This is a genomic window from Nonlabens tegetincola, assembly GCF_002117085.1.
Classification (GTDB): Bacteria; Bacteroidota; Bacteroidia; order Flavobacteriales; family Flavobacteriaceae; genus Nonlabens; species Nonlabens tegetincola.
In genome coordinates, this window is record NZ_CP019342.1 from 1,419,013 (window position 1) to 1,434,805 (window position 15,793).

17 protein-coding genes are annotated in these 15,793 nt (G+C 35.0%); 15 read left to right on the forward strand and 2 right to left on the reverse strand.

Features of this window, described 5'->3' with window-relative positions; genetic code table 11:
* Window positions 1-85 precede the first annotated feature (85 nt).
* The 13 genes from BST91_RS06800 to BST91_RS06860 all read left to right on the forward strand — a co-directional run bounded on the left by BST91_RS06800 (window position 86) and on the right by BST91_RS06860 (window position 10,616).
* Window positions 86-514: an FKBP-type peptidyl-prolyl cis-trans isomerase gene (locus tag BST91_RS06800; RefSeq protein ID WP_085774914.1), complete on the forward strand. Its 429-nt coding sequence runs from the start codon at window positions 86-88 to the stop codon at window positions 512-514.
* Window positions 515-678: 164 nt separating this feature from the next.
* On the forward strand, window positions 679-2,007 hold the full coding sequence (gene ffh / locus BST91_RS06805) for a signal recognition particle protein (RefSeq protein ID WP_042280317.1): 1,329 nt from the start codon (window positions 679-681) through the stop codon (window positions 2,005-2,007).
* Between the two features lie 353 nt (window positions 2,008-2,360).
* On the forward strand, window positions 2,361-3,248 hold the full coding sequence (locus BST91_RS06810) for a bifunctional 5,10-methylenetetrahydrofolate dehydrogenase/5,10-methenyltetrahydrofolate cyclohydrolase (RefSeq protein WP_042280318.1): 888 nt from the start codon (window positions 2,361-2,363) through the stop codon (window positions 3,246-3,248).
* 103 nt (window positions 3,249-3,351) lie between these two features.
* Window positions 3,352-3,909, forward strand: coding sequence for a DUF2059 domain-containing protein (locus tag BST91_RS06815; protein WP_042280320.1), 558 nt, complete (start codon window positions 3,352-3,354; stop codon window positions 3,907-3,909).
* The gene (locus tag BST91_RS06820) at window positions 3,909-4,403 is read left to right on the forward strand and encodes a YkgJ family cysteine cluster protein (RefSeq protein WP_085774915.1); all 495 of its coding nucleotides are present in this window, start codon (window positions 3,909-3,911) and stop codon (window positions 4,401-4,403) included. Before BST91_RS06815 ends, BST91_RS06820 begins: the two co-directional genes overlap by 1 nt.
* 79 nt (window positions 4,404-4,482) lie before the next feature.
* Window positions 4,483-4,959: a redoxin family protein gene (locus BST91_RS06825; RefSeq protein ID WP_085774916.1), complete on the forward strand. Its 477-nt coding sequence runs from the start codon at window positions 4,483-4,485 to the stop codon at window positions 4,957-4,959.
* 3 nt (window positions 4,960-4,962) lie between these two features.
* Entirely contained in the window at window positions 4,963-5,613 is a 651-nt protein-coding gene (locus BST91_RS06830; protein WP_085774917.1) for a redoxin domain-containing protein, read from the forward strand.
* Window positions 5,614-5,699: 86 nt separating this feature from the next.
* On the forward strand, window positions 5,700-7,112 hold the full coding sequence (locus BST91_RS06835) for an MBL fold metallo-hydrolase (RefSeq protein ID WP_085774918.1): 1,413 nt from the start codon (window positions 5,700-5,702) through the stop codon (window positions 7,110-7,112).
* Between the two features lie 3 nt (window positions 7,113-7,115).
* On the forward strand, window positions 7,116-7,433 hold the full coding sequence (locus tag BST91_RS06840) for a rhodanese-like domain-containing protein (protein WP_085774919.1): 318 nt from the start codon (window positions 7,116-7,118) through the stop codon (window positions 7,431-7,433).
* Window positions 7,433-7,834, forward strand: a complete 402-nt coding sequence (locus tag BST91_RS06845) for a rhodanese-like domain-containing protein (RefSeq protein WP_042280333.1) — start codon at window positions 7,433-7,435, stop codon at window positions 7,832-7,834. Before BST91_RS06840 ends, BST91_RS06845 begins: the two co-directional genes overlap by 1 nt.
* A gap of 4 nt (window positions 7,835-7,838) precedes the next feature.
* The gene (kdsA, locus tag BST91_RS06850) at window positions 7,839-8,657 is read left to right on the forward strand and encodes a 3-deoxy-8-phosphooctulonate synthase (RefSeq protein ID WP_042280334.1); all 819 of its coding nucleotides are present in this window, start codon (window positions 7,839-7,841) and stop codon (window positions 8,655-8,657) included.
* A 163-nt stretch (window positions 8,658-8,820) separates the two neighbouring features.
* A complete protein-coding gene (locus BST91_RS06855) occupies window positions 8,821-9,312 on the forward strand; it encodes a GIN domain-containing protein (protein ID WP_085774920.1) in 492 nt (163 codons plus the stop codon).
* 161 nt (window positions 9,313-9,473) lie between these two features.
* Entirely contained in the window at window positions 9,474-10,616 is a 1,143-nt protein-coding gene (locus BST91_RS06860; protein ID WP_244895585.1) for a cytochrome-c peroxidase, read from the forward strand.
* Here the strand turns inward: BST91_RS06860 and BST91_RS06865 are convergent.
* Together BST91_RS06865 and BST91_RS06870 are read right to left on the reverse strand one after the other, a co-directional pair.
* Window positions 10,609-11,352 carry a glycoside hydrolase family 25 protein gene (locus tag BST91_RS06865; protein ID WP_085774921.1) on the reverse strand — a complete coding sequence of 248 codons (744 nt, stop codon included), beginning with the start codon at window positions 11,350-11,352 and terminating at the stop codon, window positions 10,609-10,611. The genes BST91_RS06860 and BST91_RS06865 overlap by 8 nt on opposite strands.
* Window positions 11,353-11,374: 22 nt before the next feature.
* On the reverse strand, window positions 11,375-11,731 hold the full coding sequence (locus tag BST91_RS06870) for a DUF1801 domain-containing protein (RefSeq protein ID WP_042280340.1): 357 nt from the start codon (window positions 11,729-11,731) through the stop codon (window positions 11,375-11,377).
* A gap of 75 nt (window positions 11,732-11,806) precedes the next feature.
* Between BST91_RS06870 and BST91_RS06875 the strand changes: the two genes are divergently transcribed.
* Window positions 11,807-15,052, forward strand: coding sequence for a S41 family peptidase (locus BST91_RS06875; RefSeq protein WP_085774922.1), 3,246 nt, complete (start codon window positions 11,807-11,809; stop codon window positions 15,050-15,052).
* Between the two features lie 100 nt (window positions 15,053-15,152).
* Window positions 15,153-15,791 (forward strand): hypothetical protein, encoded by a 639-nt coding sequence (locus BST91_RS06880; RefSeq protein ID WP_085774923.1) that lies wholly within the window; start codon window positions 15,153-15,155, stop codon window positions 15,789-15,791.
* Window positions 15,792-15,793 lie beyond the last annotated feature (2 nt).

Here is a 15,793-nt window from a genome sequence, read left to right on the forward strand (position 1 = left end):
TCTTAAAGCAAAGAGAAATTTAGATATAATTCGTCTAGCGGTATTTAGATTGATACTTTTGAAGCCTAATAACAAGACAATTACAATGAGTCAAGTAAAAGAAAACGATACTGTACAAGTACATTACACAGGAAAATTAACAGATGGGCAAATATTTGATAGTAGCCTAGATCGCGATCCTTTAGAGGTAACCTTAGGACTAGGTCAATTAATTCCTGGTTTTGAGCATGGTCTTATCGACATGAAGGTGAACGAGAAAAAAACTATTACGATAAACAAGGAAGATGCTTATGGTGAAATACACGATCAACTTTTCCAAAAAGTTGATAGAGCAAACTTACCTCAAGAAATTGAACCACAAGTAGGTATGGGACTAGTTTCTCAAAATCCAGATGGTACTGAACGTCAACTACGTGTGAGTGAAGTGCACGATGATCACATTGTGGTAGATGCTAATCATCCACTAGCTGGTAAGGATTTGGTTTTTGACCTTGAATTAGTGGCCATTAAGTAAATACTTACTACATTTCTACAAAAACAGCCTTGTAACCTGTTGGTACAAGGCTGTTTGCTTTTTACGTAGGTAAGAAACATTTTCTTATACTGAACCTAGCTAATTCACTTGAAACACGTTACTAGAAATGTTACCTTTGCATTCCTTAAAAATGAGGTATACCTATGTTTGATAATTTATCCGATAAGTTAGATAAAGCCATGCACGTCCTTAAAGGGCATGGTAGTATTACTGAAGTTAACGTAGCTGACACGCTTAAAGAAATAAGACGTGCTCTAGTTGATGCCGATGTAAACTTTAAAATTGCCAAGGAGTTTACTAAAAAGGCTAAAGATAAAGCGATTGGACAAGGAGTTCTTACCTCATTAAAGCCTGGTCAATTACTTACAAAAATTGTACGAGATGAGCTAGCAGAATTAATGGGTGGTGAAGTTACCGGTGTTAATCTATCGGGTAATCCATCTGTTATTTTAATGTCTGGTCTACAAGGTAGTGGTAAAACTACATTCTCTGGTAAACTGGCTAACTTCTTAAAAACAAAAAAAAGCAAAAAACCTTTATTAGTTGCCTGTGATATTTATAGACCTGCAGCTATTGACCAGTTACATGTAGTAGGTGAATCAATAGGTGTTGAAGTTTATTCTAATCGTGACGAAAAAGATCCAGTTAAGATTTCTCAAGCTGCAATAGCTCATGCAAAACAAAACGGCTTTAACGTTGTTATTATAGATACCGCTGGTCGTCTAGCAGTAGATGAGCAAATGATGAATGAAATTGCTCAAGTACATGCTGCTGTTCAACCACAAGAGACTCTTTTTGTTGTAGACTCGATGACAGGTCAGGATGCTGTGAATACAGCTAAAGCATTTAATGATCGTTTAAATTTTGATGGAGTTGTTCTTACTAAACTAGATGGTGATACTCGTGGTGGTGCTGCTTTGTCTATTAAATCGGTTGTTGACAAACCTATTAAATTCATAGGTACAGGTGAAAAAATGGAAGCCATTGATGTTTTCTATCCATCACGTATGGCAGATCGTATCCTAGGAATGGGAGACGTCGTTTCACTTGTAGAAAGAGCGCAAGAACAATTTGACGAGGAACAAGCTCGTAAACTGAATAAAAAAATTGCCAAAAACCAGTTCGGTTTTGATGACTTCCTAAGTCAGATCCAGCAGATCAAAAAAATGGGTAACATTAAAGATCTTATGGGAATGATTCCTGGTGCTGGAAAAATGCTTAAAAATGTAGATATCGACGACGATGCTTTTAAAGGTATTGAAGCGATCATACATTCTATGACACCTGAAGAACGTACTAAACCACAAATTATCAATGGTAGTCGTAAAAAACGTATTGCAAAAGGTAGTGGTAGTACGGTTAAAGATGTAAATCAACTGCTCAAACAATTTGACCAAATGAGCAAGATGATGAAAATGATGCAAGGCGGTAAAGGAAAAGCAATGATGAATGCACTGGGTAAAATGAGATAAACACATCTCCTACTCTATTTTAAAAGAGCTTTTCGTCTTTATTTAATACATAATTTTGAATTCTCTCATATTGAGTGAACTTCACTATTGCTCCAACTTTTAAAGTTATTGCATTACAATAATTGGTTTGGACTCCAGTTTCACCTGTGTATAACATATAATCAATAGCATTAAGTTATTCTTACCTGCGGTTTGATTGGTAATTCATTTTATCATACGTATTAAAACAGTTGATTTATCGCACCGTCTTTAATAAAACGTTTTCGTTAACAACTAGTGAAAACCTATTACTTCAAAACTTTTAAAAATCAATCAAATTCTTCAATTTTACAGTCGATTAATTTAAAAGCATCATGATCCTACTAGACGGTAAAAAGACCAGTAATGATATCAAGAATGAAATCACAGCTGCAGTTCAAGAAATGAAAGATAAAGGTGAAAAAGTACCTCATCTAGCAGCAATAATTGTAGGTAATGATGGCGCAAGTCTTACTTACGTAGGCAGTAAAGTAAGAGCGTGTGAGCGTGTAGGTTTCGAGAGCACATTGATTAAAATGCCTAATACTACCAGTGAAACCGAATTGCTTAAAGAGATTAAAAAATTAAATCAAAATCCTGAAATTGATGGATTCATTGTTCAGCTTCCTTTACCTAAACAAATTGACACCCAAAAAGTTCTAATGGCTGTAGATCCAGACAAAGATGTCGATGGATTTCATCCAACCAATTTTGGAAGAATGGCGCTAGATATGAGTACGTTTATCCCAGCTACTCCTTTTGGTATTCTTGAATTACTAGAACGATACAACATTGAAACTAAAGGTAAACATACCGTAGTAATAGGTCGATCGCATATTGTAGGTAGACCTATGAGCATTCTTATGGGAAGAAAAGGTTTCCCAGGAAACTCAACCGTAACACTTACTCACAGTCAAACTAAGAATATTACTCAAATTACTTCACAAGCTGATATTATCATTTCAGCGCTTGGAGTTCCCGGTTTTCTTAAAGCCGAAATGGTTAAAGATGATGCAGTAATTATCGATGTGGGAATTACTCGTGTTCCTGATGAAAGTGCTGCAAAAGGTTATTACATCACTGGTGATGTTGATTTTGAGAATGTATCCAAAAAGGTAAGTGCAATAACACCTGTTCCAGGTGGTGTAGGTCCTATGACCATTGCAATGCTACTTAAAAATACGTTATTAGCTCGTGAACGTCATCGTGTAATGAGCAATTAATCCTTAAAAACTGTCCGTTTATCGGGCAGTTTTTTTTGTAACTTACATTTGGATTGATCGGTAAATATTTTAGTAAACTTGTATCATAAATAATTTTGATATCATGAAAAAAGCTTTTGTAATCGCTCTAGTAGTCTTTGGTTCCGCTTTCGCGAAAGCGCAATCACCATCCTACCAAACTCTCGTAATGGAATATTTTGAAGTAGGTGGAATCGATAAGGAATATAATCAAGCTTATGACATGATGCTTAATCAAATTAAGGATGCTTTTCAATCACAATCGGTTCCTGAAAGTTTTTGGAAAAAGCATCAAAACAACAAGAAGGAAAGCGTAGCCCAATTCAAGGGAATACTAGCGGCAGAGTATCGTAGTATTATCACAGAAAAATATGACCTAGAGCAATTGATTAAATTTTATAAATCCGAAGCGGGAATTCAATTGCGTGAAAATCCAGCTGCCATGACTGAGGAACAGAAGGCAGCCTATGCCAAATACCTAGAAAGCAGTACTGCGCAAAAAATTAACGAGATACAAGGTGATCTATCGGCTGCAAAACAAAGGACAAGCATGTACTGGTCTAGAAATTTATTTTGCAGTATCATAAGTGAATTAAAGGAACTGGGATACAACTCTGGAATGCCTACCGGGAATTGCAATTAATGGACGATTTTTTAAAAAAATTACCCCACCTTTCCTCTCAAAAAAAGACTGAAAACACTCAGTATTTTAAAAAATTACGCAAAAAAAAGCCCAAAAACCTAGATTATGTAGTTCAAGAAACTCACGATGAGGTTTTTGATGAAGTGGACTGCCTAACTTGTGCAAATTGTTGTAAAACAACTGGTCCTCTATTTACCGACAATGACATAGCGCGCATCGCTAAGCATTTTAGGATGAAGCCATCCGATTTTATTGATGATTACTTGCGTATAGACGAGGATAACGACTATGTACTTAAACAGGTGCCTTGCCACTTTCTAGGAGCAGATAATTATTGTTCTATTTATGAGGTAAGACCCAAAGCTTGTAGAGAATATCCGCACACCGATAGGCGCAAAATTTATCAAATAGGAACTTTGACGGTAAAAAACACAGCCATTTGTCCTGCTGCGTTTAAGATGGTAGAGAAAATGAAAAGTAAACTGCCCTTATAATTTTAAAATTTCCTTAATTCCATATCAAACAATCGTTAATCACACATCACATGTGAAAATACCTGTCTAATATTGCATTATGAAGTGGACACTTTACTTATTCATTTTATTAGGAATACTCTCTTGCAAAGAGGATAAACCCATAAGCACAACCCAAGTCATTCAAAGAGAAGGCTTTATTAATATCATCAACGAGCCTAGTGAAAAGATTCAGGTTATAAATTTTTGGGCAACCTGGTGCGCGCCTTGTGTAGAGGAACTACCCTATTTTGAAAAAGTAAACAGTAAATATGATGATGTCGATGTAGTTCTTATATCATTAGACGATGTAGAAAAGGTAACTTCAACGGTAAATCCATTTCTTAAAGAAGAAGAAATTAAAAGTTCCGTTTACCTACTAGATGATCCCTATGCCGCAGAGTGGATACCCATGGTAGACGATCATTGGGATGGTGCCATACCAGTAACCCTTATAAAAAAAGGAAAAGAAAAATATTTTATAAACAAAGCAGTGACCTACGACCAGTTGGAAGAAGCCATTGCACAATTTAGATAGGTTATGAAAATCGTGAAATTTTTGAGTTTAAGTGCAGTAATACTTATGGCTGTTGTCATTACCAGTGGTGTAATAGACACCAAAGTAATGGGATACGATGTTGCTGCCACTTTACAAGAGTCTGGTTATAAAGTAGGTGATGTTGCTACAGATTTTTCTCTTAAAAATATCGATGGTAAAATGGTTTCCTTATCAGATTACAAACAAGCCAAAGGATATATTGTAATTTTCACATGTAATCATTGTCCTTATAGTGTGGCTTATGAGGATAGAATTATTGCTATTTATAAAAAGTATAAAGAATTAGGATATCCTGTAATTGCAATCAACCCTAACGATACCGAAACTTATCCTGCAGACAGTTATGAGAACATGATTGTAAGAGCTCGAGAAAAAGGTTTTACATTTCCTTATCTATTTGATGAAGGCCAAAAAATATATCCACAATATGGTGCCACAAAAACTCCGCATGTTTATTTGCTAAAAAAGGAAGGACCTAGAAACGTAGTTCGTTACATAGGAGCAATAGACGATAATCATAAAGATGCGAGTAAAGTTAAAAATCATTTTTTAGAAGATGCTTTGCAAGCGCTTTTAAACAATAAAAAAATAGAAAACACCTATACGAGAGCCATAGGTTGCAGTATTAAATAGGTATATTGTTATAATCTATTGACTTGACCTAATTCAGGGTACATATCCCTATCATAATTTCTTATTTTTGTCTTAAAATTAGAATTATGATATTGGAACAATATTATACAAAATGCCTAGCTCAAGGAACTTATTACATTTCTAGTAATGGCGAGGCTGCGGTAATAGATCCACTACGCGAGGTACAACCTTACATTGATAGAGCTGCTCAAGAAGGAGCTACCATTAAATATATATTTCTTACTCATTTTCATGCAGACTTTGTATCTGGTCATGTAGATCTAGCAGATAAAACTGGTGCCACAATTGTTATCGGGCCTAATGCCAGTACTAGTTATGCTTTCGCGAAAGCGGAACACCAACAAAGTTTTTCCATCGGTGACATTTCACTTACCTTGTTACATACTCCTGGACACACCATGGAGTCCTCTTGTTATTTATTAAAAGATGAAACAGGTAAAGCAGAGGCAATATTTACAGGAGACACACTTTTTATAGGCGATGTAGGTCGTCCAGATCTTGCAGTGAAATCAGATCTAAGCACAGAAGATCTTGCTGGTCATTTGTATGATAGTCTACGCAATCACATCATGCCCTTACCAGATGACATCATTGTATATCCTGCGCATGGTGCTGGTAGCGCTTGTGGTAAGAATATGAGTAAAGAAACTAGCGATACTCTAGGGAATCAAAAGAAAACTAATTATGCTCTTAATCCTGATTTAACTAAAGAGGATTTTATCAAAGAAGTAACTACAGGAATTGCTGCACCGCCTTCTTATTTTCCTAAAAACGTGTGGATGAACAAGGGTGTGAACAGCAGTATTGACGAGATATTAAAAAGAGGAAATACACCTATCAATGCAAAATCTTTTAAAGCGCTCGCAGATGACGCAGAATATTTAGTACTTGATGTACGCAGTCCACAAGAATTTACCAAAGAACACATACCTGGAAGTTGGTTCATAGGTCTAGATGGACAATTTGCCCCATGGGTAGGAGCTTTAATAGAAGATATTGATCAAAAAATTATCCTAGTCGCACCTGAAGGTCGAGAAGAAGAAGCAGTTACTAGACTAGCGCGAGTAGGTTACGACAACTCTCAGGGCTATCTTAAAGGAGGAATTAGTAGTTGGAAAACTGCAGGATATTCTATTTCAAGCATTGAAGATATTACAGCTCAAGAATTTATCGATGGACTAGAGTCTGGAATGATTGAACAACCGCTAGATTGTCGTAAACCTGGTGAATATGAAAGCAGTCATGTCAATGGAGTACCTTTACATGCTCTAGATAACGTTCATTCCGAATTGAAACATTTGGATAAAACCAAAGTGTACACAGTGCATTGCGCTGGTGGATATAGGTCAGTGATTTTTGCCAGTATTGCTCAATCACAAGGCTTTAAGTTTAAAAATGTATTAGGTGGTTATGGAGCCATCAAAAAAACTGAATTAAAAAATCAAGAGTTGGTCACTACTAGTTCTTGTAGTATATAAATTATGAAAGATATTAATCAAGAGGAATGGAGAAAGCTCATCGCTAACGATGAAAACGCTATCATTCTAGATGTTAGAACAAAAGAAGAAGTAACTGAAGAAGGAATTATTCCTGGTGCCCTGCACTATGACATTTATGAACCAGAAACTTTCATGAATGCTGTAAACGGCATGGATGCTTCTAAAAACTACTATGTATATTGTCGTGCTGGTGGTCGTAGCGCTCAAGCTTGTCAAATTATGAATCAACTGGGATTACCAAACACCTATAATCTATTAGGTGGATTTATGGAGTGGGAAGGAGAAACAACGCACATTTAATGAAAACTATATATCGATTATTTCTTGTAATTCTATTTTCCATTTCCATAAGTTCTTGTTTTCAAGATAAACCAGGTACAATTATAAAAGTTTCACCCGAAGAGGCTGAATCCTTAATTGAAACTAACAAGGTAAAGCTTATTGACGTGCGTAAAGATCTTGATTTTAATAAAAAGCATCTTAAAGGCGCAGTTAATATGGAGATAGAAAATACAGATCTCGAAAAGATTTTATCTTCACTAGATAAAGAGGAACCATTATTACTCTACTGTAATAAAGGTGGTCAAAGTGCTCGTTGCGCCAAAATTCTCGAGGAAAATGGATTTCTAAAAATTTACGACCTAACAGGAGGAATTCAACAATGGGAAAAAAGTGGTCGTAAAGTAATTGTACAGAATTAAAATTATGGATTTAAAACAAGTTCCAAAACTTAAGCATACCGATAGTAATAATTTCTTTTTACTCGCTGGCCCTTGTGCTATCGAAGGTGAAGAAATGGCTTTACGAATAGCTGAGAAAGTTGTGCGTATAACAGATGATTTAAAAATTCCTTACATATTCAAAGGAAGCTTTAAAAAAGCAAACCGTAGCAGAATTGACAGCTTTACTGGAATAGGTGATGAAAAAGCTTTAAAAATTCTAGAAAAAGTCTCAAAAACATTTGATGTTCCTACGGTTACCGATATTCATGAAGTAAGTGACGCACAAAAAGCGGCTCAATATGTGGATGTTCTGCAAATACCTGCTTTTTTAGTTAGACAAACCGATCTAGTAGTTGCAGCTGCACAAACAGGTAAGGTGGTTAACCTTAAAAAGGGGCAATTCATGTCACCCGAAGCTATGCAACATGCAGTTCAAAAAGTAAAGGACTCTGGTAGCGATAAGGCTTGGATTACTGATCGCGGTACCATGTTTGGTTATCAGGATATGATTGTTGATTTTAGAGGAATTCCTACCATGAGACAATTTGCTCCTACAGTACTAGATGTGACGCATAGTTTACAACAACCTAATCAATCTAGTGGAGTAACTGGTGGAAGACCAGATATGATTGAAACAATAGCTAGAGCAGGTGTCGTAAACCATGTAGATGGATTGTTTATAGAGACCCATTTTGACCCAGCAAATGCAAAAAGTGACGGCGCAAATATGCTCGACCTACAACATTTAGAAGGTTTACTGACAAGACTCGTAACTATCAGGAAAACAATTAGTTCGTTTTAACTATCGTTAACACAACGTTCAAAGTCAGGCTATCATTGGATTGCCTGACTTTTTTATTTCGATATATTCAAGTTATGTTTAAGAAATTGTAAAACAGTTTTTTATAACTGTAACAAAAAGGAACTTTGCATGTCTTTTAATAAGAACAACAAAATAAAATGCTATGAAAAAGTTACTTTTTTTGTTTGTTATTCTGGTAGCCGGAATTGCAAACGCTCAAACCGTAAAAAACACAGATGACCTTAAACGTGTAAAAATTCACGCTGATGCTGAAGTAGAATTCGTAAACTCTACATCGGATAAGGTTATGTTTAATCTCAATGAAGAAGATCTTAAAAACTTTACGATATCAACTGAAAACAATAGTCTGATCGTTCGACAAAATGGCTCAAGCGCCAAACCTCTTAAAATTAGAATCTACACTAACTCTTTAAAAGCACTTTCTGTTAAAGGAAATACACAAGTTTCTTTCTCAAAATTTAATTACGAAAAGTCTTTAATGGTAGAGGCGTTAAACGGAGCTCAAGTAGATCTTAACAATTTTAAGATTGGTACTTTAAACATCATAAGATCAGGAGATAGTTCTGTTGCTGCTGAACAAGCAAAAACAACTAAAGAAACTGTAGATGGAGTTTTAATTGCTGCTGTTGACTAATAATTTATCACCAAAAAAAATAGTAAAGCGTCTCATTTTTTGAGGCGCTTTTTTTATTTTTTTTAAAATTGTTAAACTTTTGTTAGATATGTAAGTCTAAACTTAAAAGTTAGTTGAAAATGGGAAAAAGTCATTTTATAGTTTCGATTTGTTTATTAGTCTTGAGTACCATCTTTATAGGTTGTCAAGACTCTAATGATGAAGTAATTTTAACCGAGCAAGAGATTCTTAATAATCATTTTACAAACATCAATTTATCTACAACACTACCCTATCAAAATACGCAAGTACCCAACTATATAAGATTCGTAAATACAGGAAATGATGTAGAAAATGAAAAAGCGCAATTAGGTAGAGTTTTATTTTACGATAAAAACTTATCTATTGATAATTCTATTTCTTGTGCAAGTTGCCATATTCAGTCTCATGCTTTTGGCGATCTTAACATGGCAAGTATAGGTGTTAATGGAGTTACTACAAGGCACAGTATGCGGCTAGTAAATGCCGGTTATAGACCAGGAACTTCTTATTTTTGGGATGAAAGAGCTAGTTCTCTAGAAGATCAAGTATTACAACCTATTCAAGATCATATAGAGATGGGTTTTAGCGGTTCCAATGACTCAAATACTTTGGAGTCTTTGGTTCAAAAACTACAATCCTTAGAGTATTATCCAGTACTCTTTAAACAAGTATACGGCAATGAACAAGTAACAATAGAAGGCATTCAAGAGTCTTTGGCTAATTTTGTTTTAAGCATTCAGTCTTTTGATTCAAAATTTGATGAAGGTCTTGTTCAAACTGGAAATATCAATACTCCATTTCCTAATTTTACCCTATCTGAAAATCGTGGTAAAAGACTGTTTAATACGCCAGCTGTCAATGGTGGTGCAGGTTGTGTGAGTTGCCATGCAGGTCCTGAGTTTGCCATAAGAGATGACATCCATAATAATGGTGTTATTGGAGTGCTTAACAATCCGAATTTAAATGATCATGATAATACTAGATCTCCTAGCCTACGTGATCTCACCGATCCCATGGGAAATTTAAATGGTCCTTTAATGCACGACGCCTCTTTGTCAACGCTGTTAGAGATGGTCAACCATTACAATCAAATTGATATAGCAAACCAACAATTATTAGACCCTTTATTGTTCTCTTCTGTAGGGCCCAATGGACCAGTTGGTCAAGATTTACAACTTACTGAAACACAAAAGGAAGATCTCATCAACTTTTTAAGAACCCTTTCAGGCAATTCCGTCTATACTGATGAAAAATGGAGTAATCCATTTATTCAACCTAATTAATTAATAGTTTATTATATGTGTTCTCATCGTGGCGATAAACATTGCCATCAACAAGAGGCCTTATACCGGGAACAGCAAGCTTATCAGTAAATTGCCAAAAATCCCAATCACCTTCTGGTTGACCACGATAGCTGTAGTTGGCAATCCACAGCCTAGGATAATTTTTAAAATAATCATCGCTAGATAAATAATCCTTGTAATAACTAGCTCCTGTATAAAGAATAGGAGCTACTCCATAATGTTTTTTAATAATAGAAATCCAATTTTTAAGTCCTTTTCTCAGGTTTTCTATTGATTGTATGCTAGAGACATCTTCAATATCAAGAACAGGTGGTAAATCACCTTTCTTTAAATCTACCGTTTTAATAAAATTTTTTGCTTGTTGAGTGCTGTTAACATTGGCCCAATAATAATGATAGGCACCACGATTTATGTCTAAGACTTGTGATTCTTCCCAATTTCTTTTGAACCTTTTATCTTTTTCCACTCCTACAGTTGCCCTTATAAAAACAAATTGTAAGCTTCTTTCTGGATTAGGATAGGTTACCTTATCCCAATCAATTACTCCTTGATGATGTGACACATCGATTCCTTGAATACTATATTTTTCAATACGATTTTCAAAATGAACGTTAGTTGGTTTAATTGATGAAAAGTTGCTGTAATCTCGATAAAAATAAAATGCTACTACTAGAGAAATAACGGCAATGATCAATAAAATTTTAGACCTCTTCATGTATAACTGTCTATTTAATAAGTTATCTATTCAGTCTAAGATTTTGTAATTCTATCAAGGTTTCTAACAACACTTTATTGTCCATATCGTCCATAGAAAAATACCTCAACGACCTCATACGCTTACGCCCTTCACCAGCAACCAATTTATTGTGTTTATTAGATAATTCACTGCCATATGCGAGTCCTAGGTCCACATATTTCTTTCTAAAATTTATATAACAAAACATGATATTTCCCTTAAGATAATAAAAAGGTAAACTCCATTTATATTTTAGAACGGCATCTGGGAAATTTGAACTTATAAATACGTGTAAGTCCATCATGATATGATTGAAAGGTTCTGGAGCCTTGTAGATATAATCTTCTGCCGGATTCATGTGGTTAAATTAGTGGTTATTACGCTTTCGCGAAAGCGTAATTTCGTAAATTTAAGCTCTGACTAAAATAAAATTATGAAAACTATTTTCTTCTTTTTCTTCCCCATTTTAATTTTTGCTCAAGGTAGTAGGTTGCTTAGACAGCCAACTATTCATGAAAATAAAGTTGCTTTTGTTTATGCTAACGACTTGTGGTTATCAAGTACCGATGGTAGTCAAGCTATTAGATTAACTTCACATGAAGGCTATGAAAGCGCTCCCCATTTTTCTCCAGATGGTAAACATATAGCATTCACGGGACAATATGACGGAAATATAGATGTGTATGTGATTCCCTCTAATGGAGGTTCACCTAAACGTTTAACCTACCATCCTGAAGGAGATTTTGTACAAGGCTGGACTCCTGATGGAGAGATTATTTTTAGAAGTGGTAGATCTGGAACTCCAACTAGACTTAATAAGTTTTACACCATAGGAATCAATGATGCATTTCCAAAAGAAATGCCCTTAACCCGAGCTAGTTATGGAGAAATCTCGCCTAATGGAAAGTATGTTGCCTATACTCCAATTACCAGCTGGGATCCTGAATGGCGCAACTATCGCGGTGGACAAGCCATGCCCATATGGATTGTTAACCTCTCAAATTTTGAATTACAAACAACGCCACAAAAAGATCAAGAAAGGCATTTGGATCCAGTATGGATAGAAGATACCGTCTATTACCTTTCGGAACGGGATTACACTTCCAATATTTGGTCGTTCAATATTCACACGAAAGAAGAGAAACAAATTACTTTTCACAAAAAATTTGATGTAAAAAGTCTTGATGCAGATAAGAATCAAATTATTTATGAACACGCTGGTTATTTAAAACTTCTCAATCCCATAAATGGTGATACAAAACAAATTGTTATTAATGTAAAGGCCGACATCAATGATTACCGACCGCACTGGAGTGAGATAAAGGACAAAGATTTACAAAATGCTGATATTTCCTCTAATGGTAAAAGGGTGTTGTTTGAACATAGAGGTGAGATTTTTACTGTCCCTAAAGAAAATGGCTCATGGAGAAATATTTCAAAAAATTCATCTTCTGCAGATAGGAATCCAATTTGGTCTCCAAAAGGAGATAAAATAGCATATTTTAGCGATCGCACAGGTGAATACAAGCTGTACATTACTGATATTTTTGGAGAAGTAGAACAAGAGATTTCAATCCCACAAAGTACTTTCTTTTTTAAGCCTGCTTGGTCTCCTGATGGTAAATACATCGCTTTTACAGATACTCACTACAATCTCTGGATAACCAATTTAGAAACCTCTAAAAGCTATATTGCAGATACTGATACCTATGCTCACCCCAATCGAACGATGAATCCTACCTGGTCACCCGATAGTACATGGGTGGCTTACTCAAAACAACAGGAAAGTCATTTTAAATCTATTCAAGTACACAACATAGAAAATAAAAATACTTTTCAAATAACCCATCCATTGGCTGATTGTATAAGTCCTGTATGGGATAAAAACGGTAAATACGTCTATACACTTGCAAGTACAGATTATGGACTTGAATCAGGTTGGTTAGACATGAGCAATTATGACCCAAAAACTTCACGTAATCTTTATGCTGTTGTTTTAAATAAAAAAGATAAAGCTCCTGTGACTATAATTAGTGATGAAAGTATAGAGAAAACAACTTCCCAAGAAAAAGATAATGATTCCAATAATGCAAATGAAGCAAAGAATGTAGTCATAAATCAAAATGGAATATTTGAAAGAATGGTGAGTTTAAAATTACCAACAGAACAGTATGTTGAGATGTTTGCCGGACCTGAAAATGAGCTTTTTATTTTACGAAAAAGTGATCGTAAAGTAGGGAAAAATAAAGGTGAATTATTAAAATACAATATTCCTAAAGAGAAGTTTGATCTGTTTGTTGATGATGTTTCAAAAATTAAAACATCAATCGATGGTAATCAAATTTTACTCTATTCACAGAATACCTGGAAAAGCACTTCAACAAATTCAAAGACTGTAAAGAATGATGATAAAATAAAAACGAATCTTAAAATGCTTGTAGAACCTCAAAAAGAGTTTCAACAAATATTTAAAGAAGGATGGAGATATATGAGGGATTTTCTTTATGTCGACAATATTCATGGGGCTCCATGGGATGAAATTTATGAGTGGTACTCACCATGGGTAAAACATGCCCAACATAGAACGGACTTAAACTATATCATTGATATAATAAGCGGTGAAGTAGCAATAGGTCACAGCTATGTTTCAGGCGGTGACCTGCCTGATGTTAATCGAGTTCCTACAGGCCTTTTAGGGGCAGATATTACGTTGAAAAAAAATGGTTATCAAATTTCTAAAATTTATTTAACCGGAGCTTACAACCCAAATCTTGTTGCTCCTTTATCAATCCCAGGTTTGGATATTCAAGAAGGAGATTACATCATTGAGGTAAACGGTGTTAAAGTATCACCAGATTCTAACATTTATAAATTATTTGAACAAACGGCTAACCGTGAAATACAAATTACAATATCAGATGAAGCGAGTGGTAAGGCATCAAGAAAACTTATGGTTAAACCTATTCAATCAGAAAGAGGATTACGTACAGAAAATTGGATTGAAAACAATAGACGTAAAGTCGATGAAATGTCTAATGGTCAATTAGCTTACGTTTACGTACCTAATACCTCACAAGCTGGGTTTGTATCCTTCAACAGATATTACTTCAGTCAACAAGATAAAAAAGGTGTTATTATTGATGAAAGAAATAACGGTGGTGGTAGCGCTGCAGATTATATAATCGATATTTTGAAAAGAAAACCATTCGGTTATTTTAATAGTAAAGCAGGAGATAGAAAACCTTGGACCACGCCTATGGCAGGAATTTTTGGACCTAAAGTGATGATCATAAATGAAAGAGCTGGATCTGGAGGAGATTTACTACCATACATGTTTAAGAAAGCTCAATTAGGTCCATTGGTAGGTACAAGGACTTGGGGTGGACTAGTAGGTACGTGGGACACTCCTAACTTTATAGATGGAGGAAGAATGGTTGCTCCAAGAGGTGGATTTTATGATTTGCAAGGGAATTGGGCTGTTGAAGGAGTAGGTGTATCGCCGGATATAGAAGTGATACAAGAACCTAAAGAAACTGTAAAAGGCAAAGATCCACAGTTGGAAAAAGCAGTAAATGAAGCTTTAAAATTATTACCTAAAGAAGAATTTATATTCAAAAAAGATCCTACCGATCCTGTGAGGTGGAAGAGGCCTGATGGTTATCAAAATGATCAAGATTAAATGAAGTCAAAAAGTCCTGAAATAATTCAGGACTTTTTGATTCTAAAACTTTGTAGAATTAAATATTTAGTTTTACTTTGTATTTCAAAGTTCTTTTAAAATGACAAAAGAAAAGTATCTACAAGACATCGCCGAAATTAAAAACATCATGAATCGGTCCACACGATTCATATCGCTTTCAGGATTGAGCGGTATACTAGCAGGGTTTTATGCCATTATCGGTGGAATAATCGGTTTTTTTATTTTACAAAGAGCTCAAATCAATGGCTACACCGATTCATTCGACAGAATGATATCCACACCTTTTAATCAAAATACGAGTGTTCAAATCATTCTTGTAGCAATCGTAGTACTTGTCCTTGCTGTAATAACTGCTTTTTTCCTAACTAAAGCAAAAGCTAAAAAGTATAACCAAAAAATATGGACGAAACAATCTATAAGATTGGTTCTTAATTTTTTAGCTCCATTAAGTATAGGTGGCTTGTTTACATTAATCATGCTGTACTATGGATTTATAGGATTAGTTGCACCGTGCATGCTTATCTTTTATGGACTAGCCTGCATGAATGCATCTCATTTCACACTAGGGACAGTTAAGTATTTAGGTCTTACTTGCGCTATTTTGGGGTTATTGAACTTATTGTTCATTGGATATGGCCTCTATTTTTGGGTGGCTGGTTTTGGAATTTGCCATATCTTATATGGAAGTATTATGTATATTAAATACGACAAGCAATAACC

Excerpts from the sequence above, each read along its gene's own strand:
- BST91_RS06800 (WP_085774914.1), top strand. The coding sequence starts at position 86 with ATGAGTCAAGTAAAAGAAAACGATACTGTACAAGTACATTACACAGGA.
- ffh (WP_042280317.1), top strand. The coding sequence starts at position 679 with ATGTTTGATAATTTATCCGATAAGTTAGATAAAGCCATGCACGTCCTT.
- BST91_RS06810 (WP_042280318.1), top strand. The coding sequence starts at position 2,361 with ATGATCCTACTAGACGGTAAAAAGACCAGTAATGATATCAAGAATGAA.
- BST91_RS06815 (WP_042280320.1), top strand. The coding sequence starts at position 3,352 with ATGAAAAAAGCTTTTGTAATCGCTCTAGTAGTCTTTGGTTCCGCTTTC.
- BST91_RS06820 (WP_085774915.1), top strand. The coding sequence starts at position 3,909 with ATGGACGATTTTTTAAAAAAATTACCCCACCTTTCCTCTCAAAAAAAG.
- BST91_RS06825 (WP_085774916.1), top strand. The coding sequence starts at position 4,483 with ATGAAGTGGACACTTTACTTATTCATTTTATTAGGAATACTCTCTTGC.
- BST91_RS06830 (WP_085774917.1), top strand. The coding sequence starts at position 4,963 with ATGAAAATCGTGAAATTTTTGAGTTTAAGTGCAGTAATACTTATGGCT.
- BST91_RS06835 (WP_085774918.1), top strand. The coding sequence starts at position 5,700 with ATGATATTGGAACAATATTATACAAAATGCCTAGCTCAAGGAACTTAT.
- BST91_RS06840 (WP_085774919.1), top strand. The coding sequence starts at position 7,116 with ATGAAAGATATTAATCAAGAGGAATGGAGAAAGCTCATCGCTAACGAT.
- BST91_RS06845 (WP_042280333.1), top strand. The coding sequence starts at position 7,433 with ATGAAAACTATATATCGATTATTTCTTGTAATTCTATTTTCCATTTCC.
- kdsA (WP_042280334.1), top strand. The coding sequence starts at position 7,839 with ATGGATTTAAAACAAGTTCCAAAACTTAAGCATACCGATAGTAATAAT.
- BST91_RS06855 (WP_085774920.1), top strand. The coding sequence starts at position 8,821 with ATGAAAAAGTTACTTTTTTTGTTTGTTATTCTGGTAGCCGGAATTGCA.
- BST91_RS06865 (WP_085774921.1), bottom strand. The coding sequence starts at position 11,352 with ATGAAGAGGTCTAAAATTTTATTGATCATTGCCGTTATTTCTCTAGTA.
- BST91_RS06870 (WP_042280340.1), bottom strand. The coding sequence starts at position 11,731 with ATGAATCCGGCAGAAGATTATATCTACAAGGCTCCAGAACCTTTCAAT.
- BST91_RS06875 (WP_085774922.1), top strand. The coding sequence starts at position 11,807 with ATGAAAACTATTTTCTTCTTTTTCTTCCCCATTTTAATTTTTGCTCAA.
- BST91_RS06880 (WP_085774923.1), top strand. The coding sequence starts at position 15,153 with ATGACAAAAGAAAAGTATCTACAAGACATCGCCGAAATTAAAAACATC.